General features: G+C 40.3%; 17 protein-coding genes and 1 pseudogene. 13 read left to right on the forward strand and 5 right to left on the reverse strand.

Features of this window, described 5'->3' with window-relative positions; all coding sequences use genetic code 11:
* Positions 1-48 precede the first annotated feature (48 nt).
* The 3 genes and pseudogenes from V7K38_RS29300 (at position 49) to V7K38_RS29310 (ending at position 3,657) form a co-directional block, all read left to right on the forward strand.
* Positions 49-324: a hypothetical protein gene (locus V7K38_RS29300; RefSeq protein WP_334863296.1), complete on the forward strand. Its 276-nt coding sequence runs from the start codon at positions 49-51 to the stop codon at positions 322-324.
* An 11-nt stretch (positions 325-335) separates the two neighbouring features.
* Positions 336-731 (forward strand): annotated as a pseudogene (locus tag V7K38_RS29305) (type II toxin-antitoxin system VapC family toxin).
* A gap of 505 nt (positions 732-1,236) precedes the next feature.
* A complete protein-coding gene (locus tag V7K38_RS29310; RefSeq protein ID WP_334863329.1) occupies positions 1,237-3,657 on the forward strand; it encodes a sucrose synthase in 2,421 nt (806 codons plus the stop codon).
* A 39-nt stretch (positions 3,658-3,696) separates the two neighbouring features.
* Here the strand turns inward: V7K38_RS29310 and V7K38_RS29315 are convergent, their stop codons facing one another.
* Both V7K38_RS29315 and V7K38_RS29320 read right to left on the reverse strand, forming a co-directional pair.
* Positions 3,697-4,251, reverse strand: a complete 555-nt coding sequence (locus V7K38_RS29315) for a peptidoglycan-binding domain-containing protein (RefSeq protein ID WP_334863298.1) — start codon at positions 4,249-4,251, stop codon at positions 3,697-3,699.
* 637 nt (positions 4,252-4,888) lie between these two features.
* The gene (locus V7K38_RS29320; protein WP_334863300.1) at positions 4,889-5,605 is read right to left on the reverse strand and encodes an ROK family protein; all 717 of its coding nucleotides are present in this window, start codon (positions 5,603-5,605) and stop codon (positions 4,889-4,891) included.
* A gap of 320 nt (positions 5,606-5,925) precedes the next feature.
* On the opposite strand from V7K38_RS29320, the gene V7K38_RS29325 reads away from it, so the two are divergent.
* Complete coding sequence (locus tag V7K38_RS29325; RefSeq protein ID WP_334863302.1) at positions 5,926-6,429, forward strand: 2TM domain-containing protein; 504 nt, start codon at positions 5,926-5,928, stop codon at positions 6,427-6,429.
* Between the two features lie 381 nt (positions 6,430-6,810).
* Here V7K38_RS29325 and V7K38_RS29330 read toward each other — a convergent pair whose 3' ends face one another.
* From V7K38_RS29330 to V7K38_RS29340, 3 genes are all read right to left on the reverse strand, one after another.
* A complete protein-coding gene (locus V7K38_RS29330) occupies positions 6,811-7,866 on the reverse strand; it encodes a 3-deoxy-7-phosphoheptulonate synthase (RefSeq protein WP_334863304.1) in 1,056 nt (351 codons plus the stop codon).
* A 295-nt stretch (positions 7,867-8,161) separates the two neighbouring features.
* Positions 8,162-9,856, reverse strand: a complete 1,695-nt coding sequence (locus V7K38_RS29335) for an alpha-amylase family glycosyl hydrolase (RefSeq protein ID WP_334863306.1) — start codon at positions 9,854-9,856, stop codon at positions 8,162-8,164.
* Positions 9,857-10,277: 421 nt separating this feature from the next.
* Positions 10,278-10,655 (reverse strand): DUF1823 family protein, encoded by a 378-nt coding sequence (locus V7K38_RS29340; RefSeq protein ID WP_334863309.1) that lies wholly within the window; start codon positions 10,653-10,655, stop codon positions 10,278-10,280.
* Positions 10,656-11,133: 478 nt separating this feature from the next.
* Here V7K38_RS29340 and V7K38_RS29345 point away from each other — a divergent pair, with 478 nt between their 5' ends.
* The 9 genes from V7K38_RS29345 to rtcA all read left to right on the forward strand — a co-directional run bounded on the left by V7K38_RS29345 (position 11,134) and on the right by rtcA (position 23,570).
* Positions 11,134-11,436: an acylphosphatase gene (locus V7K38_RS29345; RefSeq protein ID WP_334863311.1), complete on the forward strand. Its 303-nt coding sequence runs from the start codon at positions 11,134-11,136 to the stop codon at positions 11,434-11,436.
* 243 nt (positions 11,437-11,679) lie between these two features.
* The gene (locus V7K38_RS29350) at positions 11,680-13,353 is read left to right on the forward strand and encodes an RluA family pseudouridine synthase (protein ID WP_334863313.1); all 1,674 of its coding nucleotides are present in this window, start codon (positions 11,680-11,682) and stop codon (positions 13,351-13,353) included.
* A gap of 412 nt (positions 13,354-13,765) precedes the next feature.
* Positions 13,766-13,975 carry an RRXRR domain-containing protein gene (locus tag V7K38_RS29355; RefSeq protein WP_334863315.1) on the forward strand — a complete coding sequence of 70 codons (210 nt, stop codon included), beginning with the start codon at positions 13,766-13,768 and terminating at the stop codon, positions 13,973-13,975.
* Between the two features lie 39 nt (positions 13,976-14,014).
* Positions 14,015-14,686, forward strand: coding sequence for a hypothetical protein (locus V7K38_RS29360; RefSeq protein WP_334863317.1), 672 nt, complete (start codon positions 14,015-14,017; stop codon positions 14,684-14,686).
* Positions 14,670-15,431, forward strand: coding sequence for a class II aldolase/adducin family protein (locus V7K38_RS29365; protein WP_334863319.1), 762 nt, complete (start codon positions 14,670-14,672; stop codon positions 15,429-15,431). The genes V7K38_RS29360 and V7K38_RS29365 overlap by 17 nt, the downstream gene beginning before the upstream one ends.
* A gap of 594 nt (positions 15,432-16,025) precedes the next feature.
* A complete protein-coding gene (locus V7K38_RS29370; RefSeq protein ID WP_334863321.1) occupies positions 16,026-18,260 on the forward strand; it encodes a hypothetical protein in 2,235 nt (744 codons plus the stop codon).
* A 13-nt stretch (positions 18,261-18,273) separates the two neighbouring features.
* Positions 18,274-20,577, forward strand: a complete 2,304-nt coding sequence (locus V7K38_RS29375; RefSeq protein ID WP_334863323.1) for a COG1470 family protein — start codon at positions 18,274-18,276, stop codon at positions 20,575-20,577.
* A gap of 4 nt (positions 20,578-20,581) precedes the next feature.
* Positions 20,582-21,922: an FAD-binding oxidoreductase gene (locus V7K38_RS29380; protein ID WP_334863325.1), complete on the forward strand. Its 1,341-nt coding sequence runs from the start codon at positions 20,582-20,584 to the stop codon at positions 21,920-21,922.
* A gap of 589 nt (positions 21,923-22,511) precedes the next feature.
* Complete coding sequence (gene rtcA / locus V7K38_RS29385; protein WP_334863327.1) at positions 22,512-23,570, forward strand: RNA 3'-terminal phosphate cyclase; 1,059 nt, start codon at positions 22,512-22,514, stop codon at positions 23,568-23,570.
* Positions 23,571-23,879: the final 309 nt, after the last annotated feature.

The raw sequence follows: 23,879 nt of genomic DNA on the forward strand, positions 1-23,879 counted from the left end.
CTCCCTCAACTATTAACCATAAACTAATAATTCACGAGATAATTAAACATGAAAGTTAGAGGCATAAAACGTGGTCAAAACATTGAACTTTTAGAAGAACTTAATAATATTCCAGATGGAACAGAAATCATCATAGACGTGGAATTTATTGCGAATAAAATTATAGAATCACAACCAGTATTAACAGAGTCAGAAAGATTAGCTAGACTCAATAAATTATTTTGGGCTTGGAAAAGCCAGCCTGAATTAACAGAAATACTTACAGAAATTGACCTAGAACGTCATACTTATCAAGGCAGAAATATAGACTTACTTGATAATTAGGAAAAATATTAATGTATCTAATAGATACCAGTATTTGTATTGCACTGCTGAAGGAAAATCCTCAAGCTGTTACTAAATTCAATCGCTTTTTCAGCCAATGCTATCTGTCCATCATTGTAGTTTCGGAACTATACAAAGGTGTTTATTGTTCTCGACAGGTAGCCAAGAATCTAGAGATATTAGAACAATTCACAGGACTCCTACCAGTAGAATAATTCGATTTAGATGCAGCTATTGAATTTGGCAAGATTCAAAGCGAACTCCGAAAAATTGGGAAACCAACTGGAGAATTTGATGCCTTGATTGCTGGTGTGGCTCGTTCTCGTAATGATATTCTTGTTACTAATAATATCAAAGATTTTGAAAATATTATCAACTTAAAATTAGAGAACTGGTTAGAAACTTGACAAGTGTGTATGACTAACTCTAGAAGGTTAGCTTTACCAGAAATATTCAATATACCCACGATAAAAATAAATTTTAACATTCTGAAATACTTAACCAAAGTTTTATTTTATAAACATTACAGGGCTTGAGAGCTAAAAGCTGACATTATTGATCTGTTAATAATCAGGTGCATCCAAATAAATGATCTGCTAAGAAGTAGATTAAGCAATTGAGGGCGTGATACATTGTGTCCCAAATTTAATAATGCAGTTATTCCCTAACGTCTATCAAAAGAAATAAAAATTGTATTCCTTTAGTTAGAGTCAAAAATACTGAGTCATAGATACTTTAGGTAAAGAAAAACACGGTTCAAGTGTCTGCTGAAAAGTTGATACTTTTAGGTACACAGATAAATATGATTTATCTGTGTTATTTCGTGTTTGTATCTGGTTTAAAAAAGGTTGAGGCTTATTTGTCTCGCCTTGAAAGTCAACAATGCAAACATCGTCATCTAGTGGAGTTGCTATGTCTGAATTGTTTAAAGCAGTCTTAGATAGTGAAGAAAGAAGTGATTTGCGTTCCTTTATTAGTGAATTACGCCAACAAGACAAGAAGTACTTGCTGCGGAACGACATACTCAATGTATATAGTGAGTATTGCTCAAAATCCCAGAAACCAGAGGATTTTTACACTAACTCTGAGTTAGGCAAACTGATTTACTATACCCAAGAAATTATTCAGGAAGACTCCAACTTCTGTTTCATCATCCGTCCTAAAATTGCCAGCCAAGAGGTTTATTGGTTGACATCAGACTTGAGCATTGAGCCGATGACGGTACAGGATTTGTTGGATTTGCGCGATCGCTTGGTGAACAAATTTCATCCCAACGATGGCGGACTGTTAGAATTGGACTTCGGCCCATTCTATGACTACATCCCAGCCATCCGCGACCCCAAAAATATTGGTAAGGGGGTAGAATTTCTCAACCGCTATCTATCCAGCAAAATATTTCAAGACTCCAAACAATTGCTGGATAGCCTATTAAATTTCTTGCGCCTGCACCACTACAATGGTGTCCAACTGCTGCTTAACGATCGCATTCAATCACAGCAGCAACTTTCTGAGCAAGTTAAAAAAGCGATCGGTTTTGTCAATAATCGCCCCGATGATGAACCCTACGAACAATTCCGGTTTCAATTGCAGTCAATGGGTTTTGAGCCAGGTTGGGGTAACACCGCAGCACGGGTGCGAGAAACCCTAAATATTCTTGATGAATTGATTGATTCCGCCGATCCCCAGACCCTAGAAGCCTTTATTTCTCGTGTCCCGATGATTTTTAAAATCGTCTTGGTGTCGGCTCACGGCTGGTTTGGGCAAGAAGGAGTATTGGGTCGCCCCGATACTGGTGGTCAGGTAGTTTATGTTCTTGACCAGGCCAAGAGTCTAGAGAAGCAGCTACAAGAAGATGTTTTGCTAGCTGGTTTAGAAGGATTGAATGTTGAACCAAAGGTAATTATTCTCACTCGCTTGATTCCCAATAGTGATGGCACTCTCTGTAATCAACGGTTGGAAAAAGTCCACGGTACTGAAAACGCTTGGATTTTGCGAGTCCCTTTACGGGAATTTAATCCCAACATGACTCAAAACTGGATTTCTCGCTTTGAGTTTTGGCCTTATCTAGAAACTTTCGCTATTGACTCAGAAAGAGAACTAAGGGCAGAATTTCACGGCACACCTGACTTAATAGTTGGCAACTACACTGATGGGAATTTAGTGGCATTCTTGCTGGCGAGACGGCTGAAAGTTACCCAATGCAATGTTGCTCATGCTTTGGAAAAATCTAAATACTTGTTCAGTAACCTCTACTGGCAAGAATTGGAGGATAAATATCATTTTTCTCTGCAATTCACAGCTGATTTGATTGCAATGAATGCGGCTAATTTTGTGATCAGCAGCACCTACCAAGAAATTGTTGGTACACCAGATAGTGTGGGACAGTATGAATCTTACAAGTGCTTCACCATGCCTGAGTTGTATCATGTCACCAATGGCATTGAATTATTTAGTCCCAAATTTAATGTTGTACCGCCGGGAGTCAACGAAAATAATTACTTCCCCTACACCCGGACTAAAGATAGAGTAGAGAGCGATCGCCAACGCCTTGCAGAAGTACTCTTTACTCTGGAAGATCCCGCGCAAACATTTGGCAAACTCGACGATCCTAACAAGCGTCCTCTCTTCTCAATGGCGCGTCTTGACCATATCAAAAACCTCACAGGTTTAGCAGAATGTTATGGTCAAAGTAAAGAATTACAGGAACATTACAACTTAATTTTGGTGGCGGGTAAGTTGCGCGTCGAAGAATCAGGCGACAACGAAGAACGTGACGAAATTATCAAACTCTACCAAATAATTGACAAGTACAATCTCCACGGGAAGATTCGTTGGCTAGGCGTGCGTCTGACTAAAACTGATTCTGGCGAAATTTACCGAGTCATTGCCGATCATCAGGGAATTTTTGTCCAACCAGCTTTATTTGAAGCTTTTGGGTTGACAATTTTAGAGGCAATGGTTTCAGGATTACCAACTTTTGCCACACAGTTTGGTGGCCCACTAGAGATTATTCAAGATAAAGTTAATGGTTTTTACATTAACCCAACAAATTTAGAAGAGACTGCCACAAAAATTGTGCATTTTATTACTAAATGCGAACAAAATCCAAACTACTGGAATGAAATTTCGCAGCGAGGAATTGATCGAGTTTATAGTACTTATACTTGGAAAATTCACACTAGCAAGCTGTTATCATTAGCACGGATTTATGGATTCTGGAACTTTACCTCGAAGGAGAATCGGGAAGATTTGTTGCGTTATCTTGAGGCTTTGTTCTATTTAATTTACAAGCCAAGAGCGCAACACCTATTAGAGCAGCATAAGTATCGGTAATTTGTCTTTTGTCATTTGTCATTATCTAAGGACAAATGACTATATTGTTAAAGCCCGCCAAGTTCGTTGGCCAACTACTCCATCCGTTCCTAAATTTTGCTGGTTTTGAAAGGCTTTAACAGCAGTCTCTGTCAGTGCGCCATAAATCCCATCCACTCTCACGGCATAACCGTTAGACACTAACAGCCGTTGTAAGACTCTAACAGCAGCACCAGAGCTACCGAAATAAAGAGTCGGCATAGGTTCACTACTAAACTTCTGGAAGCTTCCTGTAGCCTTTGTACGGACTTTACCTATAGGCTGGGAATCCTTCTTAAACTTACCTAATTTATAAGAAGCTAGGAACTGATTATTTTTGCCGATTTTCTGAAGTATCTGTTCTTTCTCTAGTGCGATCGCTGAGGAAGAAGCCTGAGAAATCCCATCTGTCTGCATAAATTCAGGTGGTGTGACTTGAGCAGTTATCTCTAACTCGCTCTCTTTTAACTGCTTTACGTCATTTTCTCTCTGAACTATTTGCTGTTGTGGCACATTGGCCCCAAATGCTTGTCTTATTGTTAATACGCCCGTCATCATCAGGCCAATTTCAGTCATTGTAGTTCATTTTACTTCAACCAATATTCCTTTTAACCAACAACATTGTTGCTGTCTGGGAGAATGCATACTGACTTCGCAGTGTCCAGATCCCCGACTTCTCAAAGAAGTCGGGGATCTAACTTTTCACGAGTGATTTAGGACTGCTATATTATCATATTTATATATATCTTCTCACCTCCAATTCCATCTAATCAGACTAATATCATTAGCTTTGTGCTTTTTTTATCTTTAATCAAGCTATCAAGTTGTAAGATATAGTATCTAATTCAACGGTTTAGACAATAACACACTATACGATCATCTGGGAATGCTATCAAACAAATTTGCCATTAAATTGATATGACTCTTCCATCGTATTTTCGGAAAACGCATACTTTGAACTCAAGAAAATGAAACCGCACAACATTGTTGCACGGTCTTGAATTTGAACTAGAGTTAAGACTACTGGATAACAAAATTACATCGTGGCAATGTAAATAATGTGTATACAATTATCTTGCTTGACCTGTGTTAATTTTCATAACATTTAAAAATGTTAATAAATGATGCACCTTAACCTTAATAAAATGCACGTAGTTGTAGCCCACCCTTAAACATCGCTGAGTAAGCTTAGTTGTGGATAGTGAAAAACTTTTTACCTTTTTTCATCTCGCCATAAAGCAATACCGCCTAATAAACCAGTGATATTGGGGATGAGTTTCACATTTAACGGTAGCTGTAAATTCACTTTCACAGCTTCACCACCACCAATGTAAAGGTAATCATAATTGAAGAGATGTTGCAAAGATGCGATCGCCTTTTCTAAACGCCTGTTCCATCTTTTCTCACCAATTTTTTCTAACTCTGCACGCCCCAACTGCTGCTCAAAAGTCTCTCCTTTGCGAAACGGATGATGCCCCATTTCCATATTCGGTACTAGCTTCCCATCCACAAATAAAGCGGAACCAAACCCTGTACCCAGAGTAATCACTAGTTCTACACCTTTTCCGGCGATCGCACCAAACCCCTGCATGTCTGCATCATTAATTACCCGTACAGGCTTGTTTAAGTGTTTTAATAATGCTGTTTCAAAATCAAATCCAATCCAATCTGGATGTAAGTTTGCCGCCGTTTCTGTGACTCCACAGCGCACCACACCAGGAAAACCGACTGAAACGCGATGAAATTCACCAAGAGATGCAGCTAACACAACAATTGCATTAATTACAACCTCCGGTGTAGCAGGTTGAGGTGTATCTAAACGCGCCCTTTCTGTTACAGGAGTCCCCGTAATATCTAAAACCATAGCCTTAACGCCACTACCACCAATATCAACCGATAGGGTACGAATCGAACCATTTTCTTCAACCATTGAGTTACATCCTTGTTAATGCTTCTTCTTTCGATATTATGCTCTGCTGCATTTGATAATATTCGGATACTTGGAGAGTCTTTACATTGAGGGGCATTGGGCATGGGGCATTGATAATTATTCTCCTCTACCCCACTGCTTCTCTCTACTAATGCCTTAAAATATAAATGTCATAATTTAAAGTTAAAAAACCAATACATTAGACGCACGACAACATCCAGATTTGTTAATCTAGAGATAATGGAAATAGTACTGGCGTAGCTGCTTAAAATCTATCTGGCAGCAAATTTCTATTAAAACTAATATTAAGAGAAAGAATTATGACGGCGTTTGAACCTCAAAGCATCCGCTCTTATAGCCAAGAAGATGTCCAACAAATTTTACACTTAGCGATCGCTCGTCAAGCTGATGACAAAGATACAGAATTTTCTTATGAGCAGATATTAGAAATTGCTGCTGAGTTAGAAATTTCACCTGATACTTTAAAATTAGCGGAGCGCGATTGGGTAGTACAACAAGGCCAAGTTCAACAACGAAAAGCTTTTGACGCTTACCGGATTAGGAGATTTCAAAAACATCTAAGTAATTATACGATTTTTAATGGCTTTTTGGTACTGATAGATTTAATCGCTGGTGGCGGAATTTCTTGGTCGCTCTACATTTTACTATTCTGCGGATTACCTGTAGGGCTAGATGCCTGGAATACCTTTAAAGTCAAAGGCGAAGAGTATGAAATGGCATTTCAGAAGTGGAGCCGTAATCATCAGATTAAGAAAACTATCAGCACAGTTTTGAATAAGTGGTTTAAAGCATTACAAGCTTAGTAGATTTTTGCGTCAGCTAACTCTTCATAGACATTAGTAACTCAAAGAAAAACCCCGCAGAAAAACGGGGTAATATTTACCGCAACATTTGCTATGTCACACCACTGAAATCAAATCTGAAGAAGCATAGTAATTATTAGGCTAAAATTGATATTACCTAAATTATTAGAGTGTTCTTTCTCTCTTACTACGGAGGTGGTTTTCAGATAAAACTAGGTGAAGCACCTGAAAACCTACATCAGAAGTAAGTCGGTATCAGAAGTAACTCGGTTAAATTAAATATCAAACCTCACCCTGCCTCCGGCTTCCCTCTCCTTACTAAGGAGAGGGATTGAGGGTGAGGTTTGATCTTATATTTAATTACGCTTACCTACTTAGTATTTATTTAAGTTTTTCGTGAGCAGCCAAAATAATTTTTTCGGTTTCTTCCCAACTAATACATTTATCAGTTACAGAAACACCATATTTTAATTCTTCTTGTTTACCAGTAATTGGTTGACTACCTTCATACAAGTGAGATTCCAACATCATGCCAACTATTGATGTATTACCATCCACTATTTGCTGAATAATATTTTCTAAAACAGCGCCTTGTAATCTGTAATCCTTATTGGTATTGCCGTGGCTACAGTCAATCACAATTCTTGGTGGTAAATTTGCCTGTTTTAATTTCTTTTCTACTAGGTTGACATTTGCTGCATCAAAGTTAGGTTGACTACCACCCCTTAAAATTACGTGTCCATAGCCATTACCTTTAGTTTGAAAGACACTGACTTGTCCGTTTTGATTAATTCCTAGAAAATTATGCGGGTTTCCAGCTGATTGTAAAGCATTCAAAGCTACTTGAATATTGCCATCAGTACCGTTTTTAAAACCCACAGGCATCGAAAGTCCACTTGCCATTTCGCGGTGAGTTTGTGATTCAGTCGTCCGTGCGCCAATGGCAGACCATGTAATTAGTTCACTAATGTATTGAGGTATGATTGGATCTAATGCTTCTGTACCCGTAGGTAATCCCAATTCGGTAATTGTTAATAACAGATCGCGTGCAATTAGTAAACCCTTTTCTACATGAAAAGAATCATCCATATCTGGATCGTTAATTAATCCTTTCCACCCAACGGTTGTTCTTGGTTTTTCAAAGTACACTCGCATAATTAGGAGCAGCTTATCCTTAACTTGCTCGGATAATGCTTTCAACCTTTCAGAATATTCGAGCGCTGCTTTTGTGTCGTGGATTGAGCATGGCCCAACTACTATAAACTTTCTCCGATCCTGAAAATCTAAAATAGCTTCTATTTCCTGTCTGTATTCTAAAACCCTCTTTTCGGCTAATTGTGTTAAAGGTAATTTTGATTTAATTTCATTGGGAGTTAATAAAATGCGATCGTTCTCGATGTTAGCGTTGTCGATATTATTAAATAATTTGTTGTGCATGGGCATGCTGTGGCAATTTGATATACGCACTTCAACTCAAAAGTGTAACACAAACCCATGAGATTTTAAAACAGCTTCTTTTTGACTTGACAAATTACTAATTAGACTGTACCTAAATAAGGTAATTATAACTTACGCAAAACACCATAGGGTAGGGGCAATTAATGAATTGCCCCTACCTGAGAATAAGGGTTTTGGCTATTATTTGGCGAACTCCTAGTAATAACTGAAAAAGGGAGAATATCTCCCCCTTTTTATTGCTATTAAATTACTGACTCAGAGGTAGTGTATATGATTACTGCCAAACAAACACTTTCGCTTCGTATGGGCCTAGGTCAGTTATGATACCATCATCACCAGCTTCTACATCATAATTACCTGTCCACTCGTGCCATGTTCCAGCGCTAGGAATGTTAGGAACATGATACTCCGCTAGGAAGTTTTCTGAGAAATTTGCTATTACGACTACACGAGAACCTTCATCATTCCAACGAGTATAAGCTAATACTTTTGCCTCTGGATTTTCGTGGATAAAATCAATATTTTCTGTGTAGAGAGCGTGATTACTTCTACGCAGGTTGGTTAAGCCTTTGTATGATTCAAATAAACTACGATTGAGATCGTTACCTAACAGCGTCCAATCGATTTTCGATGATTCAGGTTGTTTAGGTTTATACTCTCCGAATTCCTGTCCCATCCAAATCAGAGGTACACCAACAGCAGTCATCAAGATGGCTACTCCTAATTTAGCCCGTCTAAAAGCTTCTTCATTAAAAATCTCACGGTTCCCCAGTTCTACCATAATATGGTTGTGGTCGTGGTTGGTGAGGTAATTTACTACATTTGTAGCACCCAAAAAGCCTTGGCGTTTGCAGTCAATGACATCTTTGAGACGCTCTAAATCAAATGTATCACCGCAGATATGTTCTAGAATACAGTGATAAAAACTGTCATGCCAGCAACCATCCATTGGCCCGTCTACATTGGTAATGCTGGTAGTTTCAGGAATGTGTTCTGCAACGTTGTAAAAAGGCTTCATGCTAGCAGTTTTTTTGGCTTCCTGAACAATCCAGTGCATGAAGTCGTAATTTGCAATTTGCCGCGCCGCATCATAGCGAATACCATCAAGATGATATTCATTAATCCAGAAACGGATGGCTTCACCAATAAATTTCCGCGCTGGATAAATCTCTAATTTTTCATCATAATGTTCGTAATTAAATTCCGGCCCCCAGTTATTATCAGGATCGCGAGGTTCATGATGATACCAATAATCGTGGTCAATTTGTGTTAGGGGAGCAGATGCTTCTGAGTGATTATAAATACCGTCAAGAATTACCCGAATGCCTCTGTTGTGGCACTCATCAATTAATTTTTTCAACTCAGTAGTAGAACCATAACTTGATTCGGTTGCAAAAAAGTGGCGGGGATTATAACCCCAACTATAATTACCAGGATATTCTTTAAGTGGCATCAATTCAATAGCATTGATTCCTAGCTCACACAAATAATCTAACTTTTCAATGACGTGTTTGTATTTGCCTCGTGCATAAGGATCGTCCTCACCACCAGAAAAATCACCAACGTGCAATTCATAAATTACTAATTCATGGTCAGCAGGTAAAGGTTTATCATCATGTTGCCAGGCATAAGTATCAGTAATCCTTACACCGTCTTTGATATGCAGAACACCATCATCTTTTCCACTCAGTTCATCTATATCAGTTGCACAGGGATCTGTAACATCAACCCATTGTTCTGGTTCAAAAAACCATGAATTTGACTGGATACGAAATTTATATTTATAAACACCGTCTTCTAGTTCAACACTTGTACGAAAATAACCATCATCACCTTTCTCCATTGGTATCTCTTGCCAATCAGAAAAAGAACCAATTAATGCGGCTCTTTTGTTGTAAGGTGCAAATAAATTAAATTCAATTGGCTTTGCCATAGAAGTGTTTGTAATACCAAGGGTTGATAAAATCATTCTCTGATGCTCAATTAAATTTGCAAATCGCTCTAGAGAAAGAATTAGACAATCAGCGCTTCTCTCTTTAGGGGGAATCTCTAAATATTTTTGTAAGTAATTAATATTTTTGTCATTTTTGGACTGTTTATCTGATTTATTATTAACTAATATCCAGATTCAATGTCAGGCATTTTTTGCTTGTAATACTATTGAATAACAATATAAAAATTAAATAAATAGACTAAGCAAGTGGGTCAAATTAAATATAAAACCTCACTCTGCCTCCGGCTTCCCTCTCCTTACTAAGGAGAGGGATTGAGGGTGAGGTTTGATTTTATATTTAATTACGCCTACCTACTTAATAGCTTTTTACTAACTTCTTTAATTGCAGATATTCAGCAAAAATATCCTATTTTTGCTGAATATCTGCTGGTTAGGATTACTCAATTTTGCCGTTAGTTTGTTGTAAATAACTTAAAAACCAATTTGCCGCCGTTGCTCTGCGAGTTTGCCGAGGCCCAAATTCACCAATCTTGTATCCTTTAAAACCCAGTTTTTCTTTTAGCATTTGTTTATTTTCAGGAGGAATAGAACGAGTCAACTTAACTGTTGCAGGGCGAGATTCGATGAAATCTGGTGGTTGTGGGTACTCGTTTTGCCATTCTGGTGCAACTTGGCTAGTATCCCATTGTGCAGTTGAGGAATCATAGCGATATCCTAAATAATGCCATAGCAGCTGGTTGACTGTGGCATCATCAAGTTCATCATTAATAATTGCCCAAATTGTTTCTGTATTGAGTGGTGGCAGATCAGACATATCTAGGAATACGCTTTGATTTCTGGATTAATTTAGTTTAAAAGGGAAGAGGGAAAATGCAAAAGGCTAGCCCCAGCCCTTTCAAGGTGGGTAAAATTTTTGGACAATAATTACTCTTTTCTCTGTGTTGCGCCAGGTGCTACAACGGGTTCCCCGACTTGTTCGCGCAGCGTCTCCGACAGGAGAAGCAACTGGCGCAACATAGAGAGGAAAGCAGAGATTTTATGAGTCACCTTGAAATTTAGTCTAAACTCCAGTCAGTAAGTCGGTGCAATTAAATAACTGGCGTTCGCGTAGCATCTCCGATAGGAGAGGGCTGTCATTAGTAAGGGCTTTAAGCCTGTTTGCGTTTCATCACATACTTGGATTTTTTCGCGCTAACTTACTTAGTATAAGTATTAAGTACGATTCGTTCTGATGATTTTTAACTTTTGCCTTGTTCTCAGCTAAACTGGAATCGTAAAGATTAGACCAGTTTATGCAGAATTCTACAGCACTGCCAAAAATTACCCGTGCCCATGTATTCATTTCTGGCCGAGTTCAAGGAGTGGGGTATCGCTATTCCACTGTGGATACAGCTAGACAGTTAGGATTAACCGGTTGGGTGCGGAATCTCCCCGATAGTCGAGTAGAGGCAGTCTTTGAAGGGGCGCGAGAGGTTGTAGATGATATGCTTCGCTGGTGTCATTCTGGGCCACCTGCTGCTGTGGTTAAAGATGTTGTGGTTGAGTATGAAGTCCCTGAAAGGTTACAAAGATTTGAAGTTAAGCGAGTTGAGTAGAAAGTTGGGAATGGGTTTTGGCACTGACAATTGTGAAAATTCACAATAAATTTGTGATTTTACAGCTATTTTCTGTTAAATAGACCACGCAATAAGGGTACAGCATTGCTGTACCCCTACGACGAATGTGGTTCAAATACATGAAAACTGCTGTAGGTGGAAAGATTAAGAAGTTTTGTACTATCTCTTAGACGATCGCTAATTACAATAGGAGGATCGGCTAAATTTGCAATCATACTTTGTATGGTAGTTCTGCACGCACTTTCAGATTTCATCGACTGCGATTTTGCTGTCAGCGATTCATCTCCAAGTTATTGGTATGAAGGGCGTTGTCTTGAAAGTGGCGATCGCCTAAAATTACCCCGTACTTCAATTTCCGAAGCGATCGCCCACGGACTAATGCAACGGCTTGCTAAAAATGACTGTTATTCTCATGAAGGCAAGATGTTTGGAATACTATTGGTTGAACTGCCTAATGGCGAACAACGAATACTAAAAGCTTTCTCCGGTCTTTTAAATAGTTGCAGCGTAGTTGAAGGCTGGGTTCCACCAATTCCAGGACGGGACGAAGTTGCTTTAGAGGAAGCCCGCACTTTAGCACAGTTGGACGCGATTAAACAGGAAATCCTTAGCCTGAAGCAACTAAGCGAACGCCAACAATATGAAACTTTATCCGATGATTTTGAGCAACAATTGCAAGCAATGAGCGATCGCCATCGTTATTGCAAACATCAACGACAGCAAAAACGTCAGCAAATCTGCAATCCACTCACTCCAGAAGCACTCACGATTGCCCTTGAACAACTCAATGAAGAAAGTCGTCAGCAGGGAATTGAGCGACGACAACTTAAACGCCAACAAAATGAAGTATTACAGCCCCTTCAGCAGTTAATTGCAGCAACGGATGCGCGAATTAGCGAACTGAAACAACAGCGTAAAGCGCTATCCCGTCAATTACAAGCTCAGATGCACGCTAGCTACAGCCTGACTAATTTTTCGGGGCGATCGCTATCATTACAGCAATTGATGCCGGCAGGTTTACCCACTGGCACTGGAGACTGTTGTGCGCCAAAGTTACTGCATTATGCAGCAACACATAATTTAAAACCACTAGCAATGGCAGAGTTTTGGTGGGGTGCATCTTCAATAAATCAAGATAAAATTCAGGGAGAATTTTATGGCGCGTGTATTGAACGATGTCAGCCATTAATGGGGTTTTTACTCTCAGGATTAAGGCCTAACCCCCCAGCCTCCTTCCCTGCAAGGGAAGAGGGAGTAAGAAGCCTCTCTTTACCCATTATTTATCAAGACGAATGGCTGATTGCTGTGAACAAACCGACTGGACTACTTTCAGTACCTGGGCGTTATAGCGATCGCCAAGATAGTGTTTTGAGTCGCTTACGTCATCTGTTACCGGATGGAATGATGCTTGTATCTGTGCATCGCCTAGATCAAGAAACTTCTGGGATTTTGTTGTTAGCACGCGATCGCCAAACTCATCGGCAACTCAGCCAGCAGTTTCAGCAACGCCAGGTTCACAAGGTTTATGAAGCGATACTTTCCGGTGTTGCGATCGCTGAACAAGGTGTAATTGACTTGCCATTGTGGGGAGATCCTGAAAATCGCCCTTATCAAAAAGTTGATTGGCAAAACGGTAAACCCAGCTTGACACAATTCCAAGTAATGGCGAGAGAACAAGATTACACTCGCGTAGAATTTACGCCGCTAACAGGACGTACCCATCAATTGAGGGTTCATGCGGCTGATGTGCGAGGACTTGGGATAACTATTTTAGGCGATCGCCTTTATGGATGCGATGCAGTTACCAGTCGCTTACATCTGCACGCTAGAGAACTTAGCTTCGAGCATCCACAGTTAAAAAAAACCTTATATTTAAAAGCAATTACGCCCTTTTAAAGGAACCCACAAAAATCAAATTGTAGCTTTGTCTGCCCTAAAAGCTAGCCTATTGCTTTTTTAATTTGTATGTGATAATTTTTGCTTGTAGTTAATTCAACGGTTTTTCGACCGACTTGCCGTATTTACCGAAATATCACAGCTAAAAGACTTCTCAATAAAAATATCCAACGAATTATTGTGAGATTACTTCACAAGGTTGGACGATTTATTCTTTAAAAATCCCTAGTGAGTGGTAAGAACGAGAGTCCTGGAATTTCCTTTTATACTCTCATTCCTATCTTTTCTTTAATCAAAGGAGTTAGGACTTACGCATTGGTACGCAGAGTCTTTTCAAGCAATTTAACTACTCGCCATTCCTAGCTCAAATACCTGAAAACTATTGTAAATAATTTGATTATTTCAAAACTGCATGACTAAAGTACTCATTCTCGATGCCAACCAACAACCGTTGTATCCAGTACGCATTAGCCATGCTAGGCTGCTATTGTCACAAGGTAAAGCTACTGTATTTCAACGATATCCCTTTACTATCATTCTCAAGGAGTCTCTATCTCATCTAAAACTTGAGCAACTTGGCTTTAAGATTCACCCCAGCATTAAAATAATTCGTAATCGGTAATTAGTTAATCTTAGTCACCTCCGAAACTGAGGAATATAGATGACAAACCACACCATTTTGGAACCATTACCAGAAGACCAATGGTTTATTGAGAGCCAGGAACTACGATCCTTTGTAGCAACAGTGCGAGAAATTAGCGCTATCACTGCTGACGATCGCCCCCAAACTCTCGCCAGATTAGAACCATATTTCCAAGAATTGCTTGCTCAACAAGAATGGCTACCTGAAAAGTTTGCCCAAATTAATCCTGAAAGTAAGATGGGGGGAGGTATAGGTCAGTGGTTACTTTATCGTGCTAAAGACCGTTCTCTGTCAGTCTTTAGTTTGGTGATTCCCCCAGGTTCCACGACTACCGTCCACGACCATTTAGCCTGGGGATTGATTGGTTTATACAAAGGCAATCAAGAAGAAACAGTCTATCGCCGTGTAGATAACGGCGATACTGAAGGACACGCACAATTACAAATAACTGAAGTGCGTAGGCTTCAACCAGGGGATATCTACCGCCTTTTACCCCCAGATGGTGACATCCACGCCGTCAAAACTACATCCCAGAGCGCATCTATATCTATTCATATTCTGGGTAATGATACTGGCTGCATCTTGCGTCACCAGTTCATCCCAGAATCTCATAGCGTCAAATCCTTTCGCTCTGGATATTCCAACGCTCCCTGTAAAGAAGAAGAAAAAGAACATGCCCAGGTACGATAGACCACAACCCCCTATATTCGAGCGAGTTGAAGACGAACGTCTGCACCGCAAACAACGCCTAGCTGCTGCTTTTCGCCTGTTTGGTAAGTTTGGCTTCAGCGAAGGAATTGCAGGGCATATTACGGCTCGCGATCCAGAATTTACAGACCATTTTTGGGTCAATCCATTAGGAACATATTTCGGTCATATCCGAGTTTCTGACCTGATCTTAGTTAACAGAGAAGGTGAAGTGGTTAAAGGCGATGCTGAAGTAAATCGAGCCGCTTTCGCCATCCATTCTCAGATTCATGAAGCTCGATCTGATGTAATTGCGGCGGCTCACGCCCATTCACTTTATGGTAAAGCCTGGTCTAGTTTAGGTCGTCTCCTTGACCCCTTGACTCAAGATTCCTGTGCTTTTTACGAAGATCATGCGCTATTTGACGATTTCACAGGTGTGGTTTTAGAAACTTCTGAAGGCCAACGACTGGCGCAAGCCTTGGGGCCAAATAAAGCCATAATTCTCCGTAACCACAGTATTTTAACTGTGGGACATACAGTAGATGAAGCTGCCTATTGGTACATTAGTTTAGAGCGATCGTGCCAAGCCCAGCTACTGGCAGAAGCTGCGGGTAGACCAACTACTATCAAACACGAAACAGCCCGTTTAACACAAACTCAAGTGGGGTCACGTACAAGTGGATGGTTCGGTTTCCAGCCCCTTTACGATAGGATTTTACGTGAAGAACCTGATTTTCTGAATTAATATTGTATTAAATAATACTAAATCGCAAGTAGGGGAAGTATGAATTTCCCTACTTCCCATTATTTGTATGTGTTATTCAGAACCCTTGTAGAGACGTAGCAGTGCTACGTCTCTACGTTCTTTTCACCCCAAATGTCTAAGTTTGCTTGAATTTTAAGCAGTCGCTACAGGCTATACCTTAACGCTAGACAATAACATTAGTACCAACTACCAGATTAGTCGCGGTGAAATTATCCAAAGTCGCCAAGGTATAAAAAGTCTGACTAATACCAAGGTAGGCAAACCGAATTTTTTACTTCGAGTTTAGGTGATGAGGGAAACTAAAACCGACTTCAGCCTTGTAATTACAGGATTTCCACACAACTACGAAATACTTAACTCAAGCGTATTGCTGTAAATACCTCATTTTCTTGCAAACTGCTGTATTGATGGGAATATATAGCTTTTCGGAAAATGACTTTTATAAATTGACAAATTTATTACACAATATTGAATAATCAAACCAAAGGAACTATTGTCCAATTTTCGCAGAGCAGATATTAATTTTTTAATCGTGTTAGTTATGCAAAACAATAAAATAGTATAGATAATAACATGGAAAAAAGTGTTATTAATGCCAGTCTTTCTACTCAGAATCTAACCTTTCGTCCGGGTGATACTCCTGTATCATTTGAAGTAACTGTCAATAATGATAGCGATCGCTTTGTCAATTTTCAGGTAGAAATTACCGCCGCCGGAGAAACCCGGAATACTGGATATCGCTGGTATCGACTCGAACCAGAGGTGGCAGCAGCTAAACCACCAGGCAGTAGTACGATCTTCCAAGTCTTCATATTCAATACACCCATTCCGGGATTTGTCGGTACTGTCAACTTGATGGTGAATATTTTTTCGCCGCAATTAGCACAACAGTGCAGACTTGTGCTGCGCCTGAAAATCGAGCGAGATAACAGACCAACACATTTAAGTGTAGAATTGCCAGTGCGAGAGTTCCAAGTTTATCCTCGCAATTCGATAGATATACCAGTACGGGTGCGGAACTTGGGGCAACAACCAACTGATGTGGTACTACGTTTTACAGGCGTTGATCCATCTTGGCTGACAGGTAGTGCAGAACGCCGATTATCTCTCGATCCCGGTGGATTAGCAGAAGCCACATTTCAATGTCAACCTCCTTCTGTAGTGCAAGCGCCTAGTCAAAATTACCCTTTTAATATTGAAGCTGTTAGCAATAATGGTTATCCAAGCAATGCTGAAGGCAACATTGAAGTTTTACCAGTAGGTTTTATAGACTTTACCACTAGCCAAAAACACCTCAAAATCCCTAGTAAATCGGCATGGTTGCCTGACTGGAAATCGGATACAGCTTCCTTTGAATTACTATTTAAAAATGCTAGTAACCTCAACCAGCAAATTAATGTGCAGGTACAGGGCAGAGACTGGCGAAAATGTAGCTTCAAAAAGCTTCCAGAAGATGCCAATCTTCATTTAGGAGAGACAAGTAAAGTAATCCTTGATGTGAAAACAAAACGCCCTTGGGTAGGAATCGGCAAAACTCTATTATTAGAGGCGAAATCGGAATTATCCGACCAACGTTTAGGGAGTACAGATCCAGCCACGCAGACATTAGAAGTAGAGACTCTGCCAATTATACCTCTATGGCTACAGCTAGCCGCGATCGCACTATTAGCCGCACTCCTAGCATTAATACTGCAACCAAGAGATGTAATGCATACACGTTCTGTCAACTCAGTACGTTTTAGTGGCATTGGTTTATCAGTGGTCAGTGGTTCAGATGATTGTACATTAAGACTTTGGAGAATTAATTCTGATAACTTAGACCCCGATAATAGCGCAACTTATGCTGGGCAACCAGATGCTTGCGAACAACGACAACAGCCTAAAGGTTTGATGGCGATTACCGATGATGCTGTAGAAGTGTTGCGCTTCATGCCATTACAAAACGATCGCGTGGCTGTTGGTCTAGATAATGGTGTAATTGAACTTAGAGATGCACCATCAGGTCAAAAAATTAGCGAACTTCAAGACCTTAAAGATCCTAAAGCAAAAGGCGATCGCGTTTTTGACTTAGCATTTACCTCAAACTCACTTAATTTATTCAGTGGTTATGGCAGTGGTAAAGTTAGATTATGGTCAAGATCAGCGCCTAACAGCAATTTTCTGCCAGAACCGCAAGTTATCGATGTTCAAAGTAGATTGAAACTATCAGGTTTCCAAGTCCGGGCATTAAATCTCAGCCCAGATGCAACAACTCTAGTAATTGCCGGAAACTTTAAGCGTTTCATCTTGTGGCAATGGAATCCATCCCAATCTGATAAACAATTAGTAACTTTATCAGTGCAAAATCTAGAAAAACTAGATCCCTTAGTTGGGCGTGAAGACTATATTTGGGGATTAGCTTTTGTTCCTAACTCGGCAGAAAAAATCATCGCCACCTCCGATTCTGCGGGATTCATTACCATTTGGAATTTGAATCAGTGCCAAACTTCCAAAAATCCGAATCCACTCGAAAAAGTAAATGAACTCAATTGTTTGCCAATAGACCGTTGGCCAGCATCAAAAACATCTGTGCGTAGTCTCGCCTTTAGTGATGATGGTAATTTGCTAGTCAGTGGTGGCGATGATGGACGAGTAGTAGTTTGGTATTTAACCCCCGAACATAAACTCGACAAAAGAAAGGCAGTAGAAGGTAAAACAATTTACCAAAGCTCTAAAAAAATTAATAGTATCGACTTGAAAACTAATCAAGGAACCATGATTGTGAGTGGTGGTGAAGATTTTCAAGTCAAACTACACCGCATAAAATAAGAGAGTCAATGACATGCAAGCTAAATTTAATCCACTGCAAGTTATTATCAATCCACCCGGAATTCAATTTGGGATGCCAGGAGATACCATTGAACTCTATGTTGTTGTGATCAATCAAGGAGATCAAAGCGCGGTTATTGACTTATATTTTGTTTTTGATGAAGTATTTCAAAACTTAACCGGTTGGTCTAGTTCTCCGAGAGAAAGTTTAGCATTAGCTCCAGGGCAAAATAGTGACGAAGTAAAATTTGAGTTTCAAATTGCCGCAAATGCTCTCCCCGGAACCTATGACTATACATTAGTTGTAGATTCCCCTCTCCATTATCCCCAAAATACACCCATAACCTTCCCCAATCAACTTAAGGTTCTGCTACAAGAACAGACTGCAATTCGGATAAACGACCCGACATTTTCCATTAGACCGAATACCAATCCCAACAAACCGTTAATTTTTAAGCCTAGTGAACCTCTGCAAGTAGAGGTGATAGTTGATAATCGCTCTTATCTGGTAGATAGGTTCCGTTTAAGTTGCCCAGATTTAGATGATGACTGGTTCACAATCAATTATCCGGCCACTGGATTTGAGGGGCCAGGATTAATTTCTGATGTGACTGCACTAGAATTAAATCCTGGTAATCAGGGTCAAATATTTTTGAGATTTCATCCACCAGGGGATACCCTTGCAGGAAGTTATTCTCCGACAATCCGCTTATATTCAGAAAACTCTCCCGACTTAGTATTACTAGATTTGGTATATATTCAAGTCCCGACAAATTATCATTTGAATATAGAACTCAATACCATTTTAGGACAAGTTAGCCGGAGTGTAGGGAAGTACGAATTATCACTAACAAACCAGGGTAATATTGTCCGAGAACTGATATTAAGCTTAAAAAATCGAGATGAAGAAGAACTATATATTTACAAATTTGATCCTACTGAAGTCAGATTATTACCAAATAAAACGGTTATCAGTAATTTGAGAGTTAAACCTAAACCTTGGTGGCGACAACCTTGGTTTGGTGCAGGATTAATAGTCAACTTTCAACTCGATATCCAAGACTCACAAAATTTACCCTTACCAAACACATTACCTCAAGGGAGTTTGGTATGGAAACCCCGCCCTTGGTGGCAATTTCTTTTGTTGATTTTGGCAATTTTGGGATTATTAGGAGGGATAGGATTTATCATTTGGCAAATTTTAAACCCCGATCCTTTGAGATTAGAAACTTTTAGTGCCAAGAACTCTCAAATTACTGAAGGTGACGAAGTTGCTTTGAACTGGGAAATTTCCCAGTATAAACAGTTACAAATGTTAGTTCTTACGGCTAAAGGTTCCAAACCCATTGAGCCTATTACCTATGACTTTAGGCGTGGTATTCCTGAAGCACTGAGTAAAGGAAGTACACCTCTTTGTCAGGTGCAAGAAAAACAAGATTTAATTTGTAGCAACATTAGAACTGGAGTGACAACAAAAGGTGATTACACTTTTAAGCTACAAGCTTTTTATCGGAATGGCATACAAATATTGTCTCCAAAGACCCAAACTATCGAGAAAGAAATTCCAGTAAAAATAGCTGAAAAAGAAATCGCAGAAATCATAAGTTTTCAAGCAGATAAACGACAGTATACAAAAGGGCAAAATATTCTTTTAAGTTGGGCAATTGCCCGTCCATTATTGTTGGCGCAAGCTCAAATTACTGGCATTGGAGATGATGGGACATCTTATGGTGAACCAATCAATTATAGATTTGCTCAAGGTAATATTACTGACCCCAAGCTACAAAAACTATGTACACAAACAAATCAACAACTGCAATGTAAAAAGATTGCTTTAGCAGCAAATAGAGCCGGAAACTTCGCTTTTGAAATCAAAGCTCTCTCTAACAATGGAAGTAGCAAATTAAGTTCTAAAAAGACTGAATCCAAAATAGAAATATTACCAAAGCCATTTAAGATTATTTCTTTCACAATCAACGGGATTCAACAACCAAATCTAGAACTTAATGAAGGAACAACTGCTACTTTGAGTTGGAGAGTTGAAGGGGAAAATATTCAGGTTAAACTTCAGCCATACGGAAATGATGTTCCATTAAGTGGCTCACAAAGCCTTCCAGTCAATCTAGCTTTTCCAACTGAAATTTCACTGCAAGTTAATGATAAATCTGGTAAGCAACAATCCCAGGAGAGAGGATTTGCTATTAGAGTAATTCCCAAAGTAGTGCCTACTCCCATACCCAGGATTAACCCAGTTCCACTTGTGCCACCTAGTAGTAATCCATTTAAGGCTCCCTTACCTCAAAGGCAAGGTTTTTAAAACAATGACAACAAAATTAGATGCCCTGATTAATTCTCTAGAAGGCATAGAAATAATCACAGATTCCATCCAAGTAGCAAAATTATCTCAGGATTATCACACCTTTAGCCCGGTGCTAGTGCCGAAACTAGAGGGAAAAGTTGGGGATATAGTTGTGCGTCCCGTTAATGAAACAGAGGTTTTAAAAGTTGCAGCCGCTTGTGCCAAACATCGTGTACCTGTAACTGTGCGGGGTGCGGGAACGGGAAATTATGGGCAATGTGTACCCTTGCATGGTGGCGTAATTTTAGATATGACGCGGATGCAAGAGATTCTTTGGGTGAAACCTGGGGTAGCGCGGGTAGAAGTTGGGGTGAAGTTGGCGGCTTTGGATAAGAAAACCAGAGAGATTGGCTGGGAAATCCGTATGGCTCCCTCCACGTACCGTACAGCTACAATTGGCGGCTTTATTGCTGGGGGAAGTGGGGGAATTGGTTCGATCCAATATGGGTTACTTGGCGATCGCGGTAATATCTTAGCATTGCGTGTGGTAACTGTAGAAGATGAACCCTGCGCGATCGAATTACGCGGCGATGATGTACAAAAAGTCAATCATGCTTGGGGAATTAACGGCATCATTACCGAAGTCGAAATCCCCTTGGGGCCAGCTTATCCTTGGGCAGAAGTCATTGTCACCTTTGATGAGTTTATGACAGCAGCAAAATTTGGTCAGGCTGTTGGCAATACTGATGGCATGATTAAGAAGTTGATTTCTGTCTTTGCATCCCCAATTCCCCAATACTTTCACGCCCTACAAGAGTACATTCCTGAAGGGACTCACTCAGTATTTTTGATAATTTCCGAACCGAGTTTGGAATTCTTACCGGGTTTGGTGCAGAAATACGGCGGAGAGATTACATATAAAAAATCAGCCGAGGAAGCGGGGAAAGGCACACATTTAGCAGAATTTAGCTGGAATCATACAACCTTACACGCCCGGAGTGTAGATACTGGAATTACCTACTTACAAAGTATGTTTCCCCGCCAGAGCAATTTGCAACTGGTAGAGCAGATGTATCATCACTTTGGCGATGAGGTAATGATGCATTTGGAATTTTTTCGCGTGAACGGTGCTGTAGTTCCTGGTGCTTTGCAACTTGTACGTTACACCACAGAAGAACGCCTCAATGAAATTATCCGCTATCACGAAGAACAGGGTGTGAGTATTGCCAATCCTCACACCTATATTATTGAAGACGGAGGCAGAAAAGTTATTGATCCTGAACAGTTAAAATTTAAAGAAATAGTTGATCCCTATCGGTTGATGAATCCCGGCAAAAGTAAGGTTATTCAATTGCCAAATTAAAATTAACGTGAGTTTGGCGACTTGAACTAAAGTTCAAGTTTCTCTCCGAGTCGAGTCTTATAGCCCTTAAGAAACCTCACCCTGGTTTATACTACGTAAAACCTGTCCCTCTCCTTATTAAGGCTACGGTGTACACACAAGTCTTTGAGAGTGGCCTCATAGGCTTTTGATCCCCCCAACCCCCCTTTTTAAGGGGGGCAAAAGTCTCTTAAAGTCCCCCAATTTATCGGGGGATTTAGGGGGATCTCCAACGATTTGGGGTTTGTACAAAGATGTGTGTACACCGTAGCCTTAGTAAGGAGAGGGATTAAAGATAGGACAGGGTGAGGTTTTTCGATAATTCGATGACTGGTGTATACACCGTAGCCGAGTCGGAGAGGGACGGTTTTGCGTAGTAAAACCAGTGTGAGGTTTAAATATTGTCGAACTCACCTAAAATTAACAAACTAAATAGAGCAACACATATCAGAATTTTTCTGTATAGTTGTGTAATTCCCTCCAAAAATCTGGCTGTTGAGCGTTTATAATTTGTGGTTTGATTTTAAGAGCCAGTGGGGATAACCCAAAATCCAACATCCCAAAATCACCCATGATTGAAATTGACGGTTCCTATGGAGAGGGAGGCGGACAAGTTCTTCGTACTTCCTTAAGTCTAGCGGCCATCACTGGCAAACCCATACGAATTGTAGGCATTCGCGCTGGACGCAAAAAGCCAGGATTAGCAGCGCAACACTTAACAGCAGTTCGGGCTGCGGGTAGAATTTGTAATGCTCAATTGCGGGGTGATGCTTTGGGTTCAACGCTGCTAGAATTCATCCCAGGTAGTGCTGTACAAGCTGGAATTTATACCTTTGATGTTAGTAAAGCACAAGAAGGTGGTTCTGCGGGTGCGATCGCTCTAGTTTTACAGACAATTCTCTTACCTTTAGCACTAGCAAGGGGGAATTCTCTGGTAACACTAAAGGGTGGAACTCATGTCAACTTTAGCCCGACAGCGACTTACATTGAGCAAGTTTATCTACCCACACTGCAACGCATGGGTGTAGAAGCCCAAGTTAAGTTAGGCGCTTGGGGGTGGTTTCCCCAAGGTGGGGGAGAGGTAGAGTTAAAAGTGGATGGCGGTGGTAAAATCGGCGGGATTAACTTGTTGGAACGGGGAGATTTACAACAGGTGCGGGGACTAGCTGTGGTAACAGATTTGCCTGCTCATATTCCGCAACGGATGGCGAATCGTGCGGAGAATTTGTTACGGGAAGCCCATTTGAAAGTTGCTGTACAGACTTTGCGAGAAAGAGGTGTGGCACCTGGGGCGGGTATTTTTTTAACTGCTGAGTATCAGAATAGCTTAACTGGCTTTGGTGGATTTGGGCGTTTGCGGTTGTCGGCGGAAACTGTTGCAGAGATTGCTTGTCAGCAGCTGCTTGAGTTTCATCACACAGGCGCACCAGTGGATGAACATTTAGCAGATCAGTTATTATTGCCGGCTGCTTTAGCTTCACAAGAAAGTCATTATCGGGTGGCTGAGGTGAGTAGGCATTTGACAACGAATGCGGCGGTTATTGAACAGTTTGGGCTGGCGCAGATTACGGTAAATGAAGCTGAGAAAATCGTGTCAGTGATTCCTGCAATTGGCAAATTTACAAAGTAACTGCAAGTAGGGTTAAGACTGAGTTCAGTCGTTCCTGATACTTCTTATTTATTTAAATATCCAACATAGCCTTTAAATTTACCTCTGCTAAAGGCATATATTTAGGTTAACTCAGTTTGCGATCGCAAATACAAACGATTGGGCATGGGGGATTGAGCATTAGGCATTCGTCTTTTAAAGGCTTTGAACCCCATTAATGAGTCTTTTATACTCATTACAGCACTTCCGGCTGTTATGAGGTACAGTAGCAGCAACTAGCAAACCAGTTTCTTAAATGTTGAGGATTTATTAAGTCGAGTGCAACTGAGA

The sequence above is a fragment of the Nostoc sp. genome, from assembly GCF_036917465.1.
In the GTDB taxonomy this organism is placed as follows: Bacteria; Cyanobacteriota; Cyanobacteriia; order Cyanobacteriales; family Nostocaceae; genus Nostoc.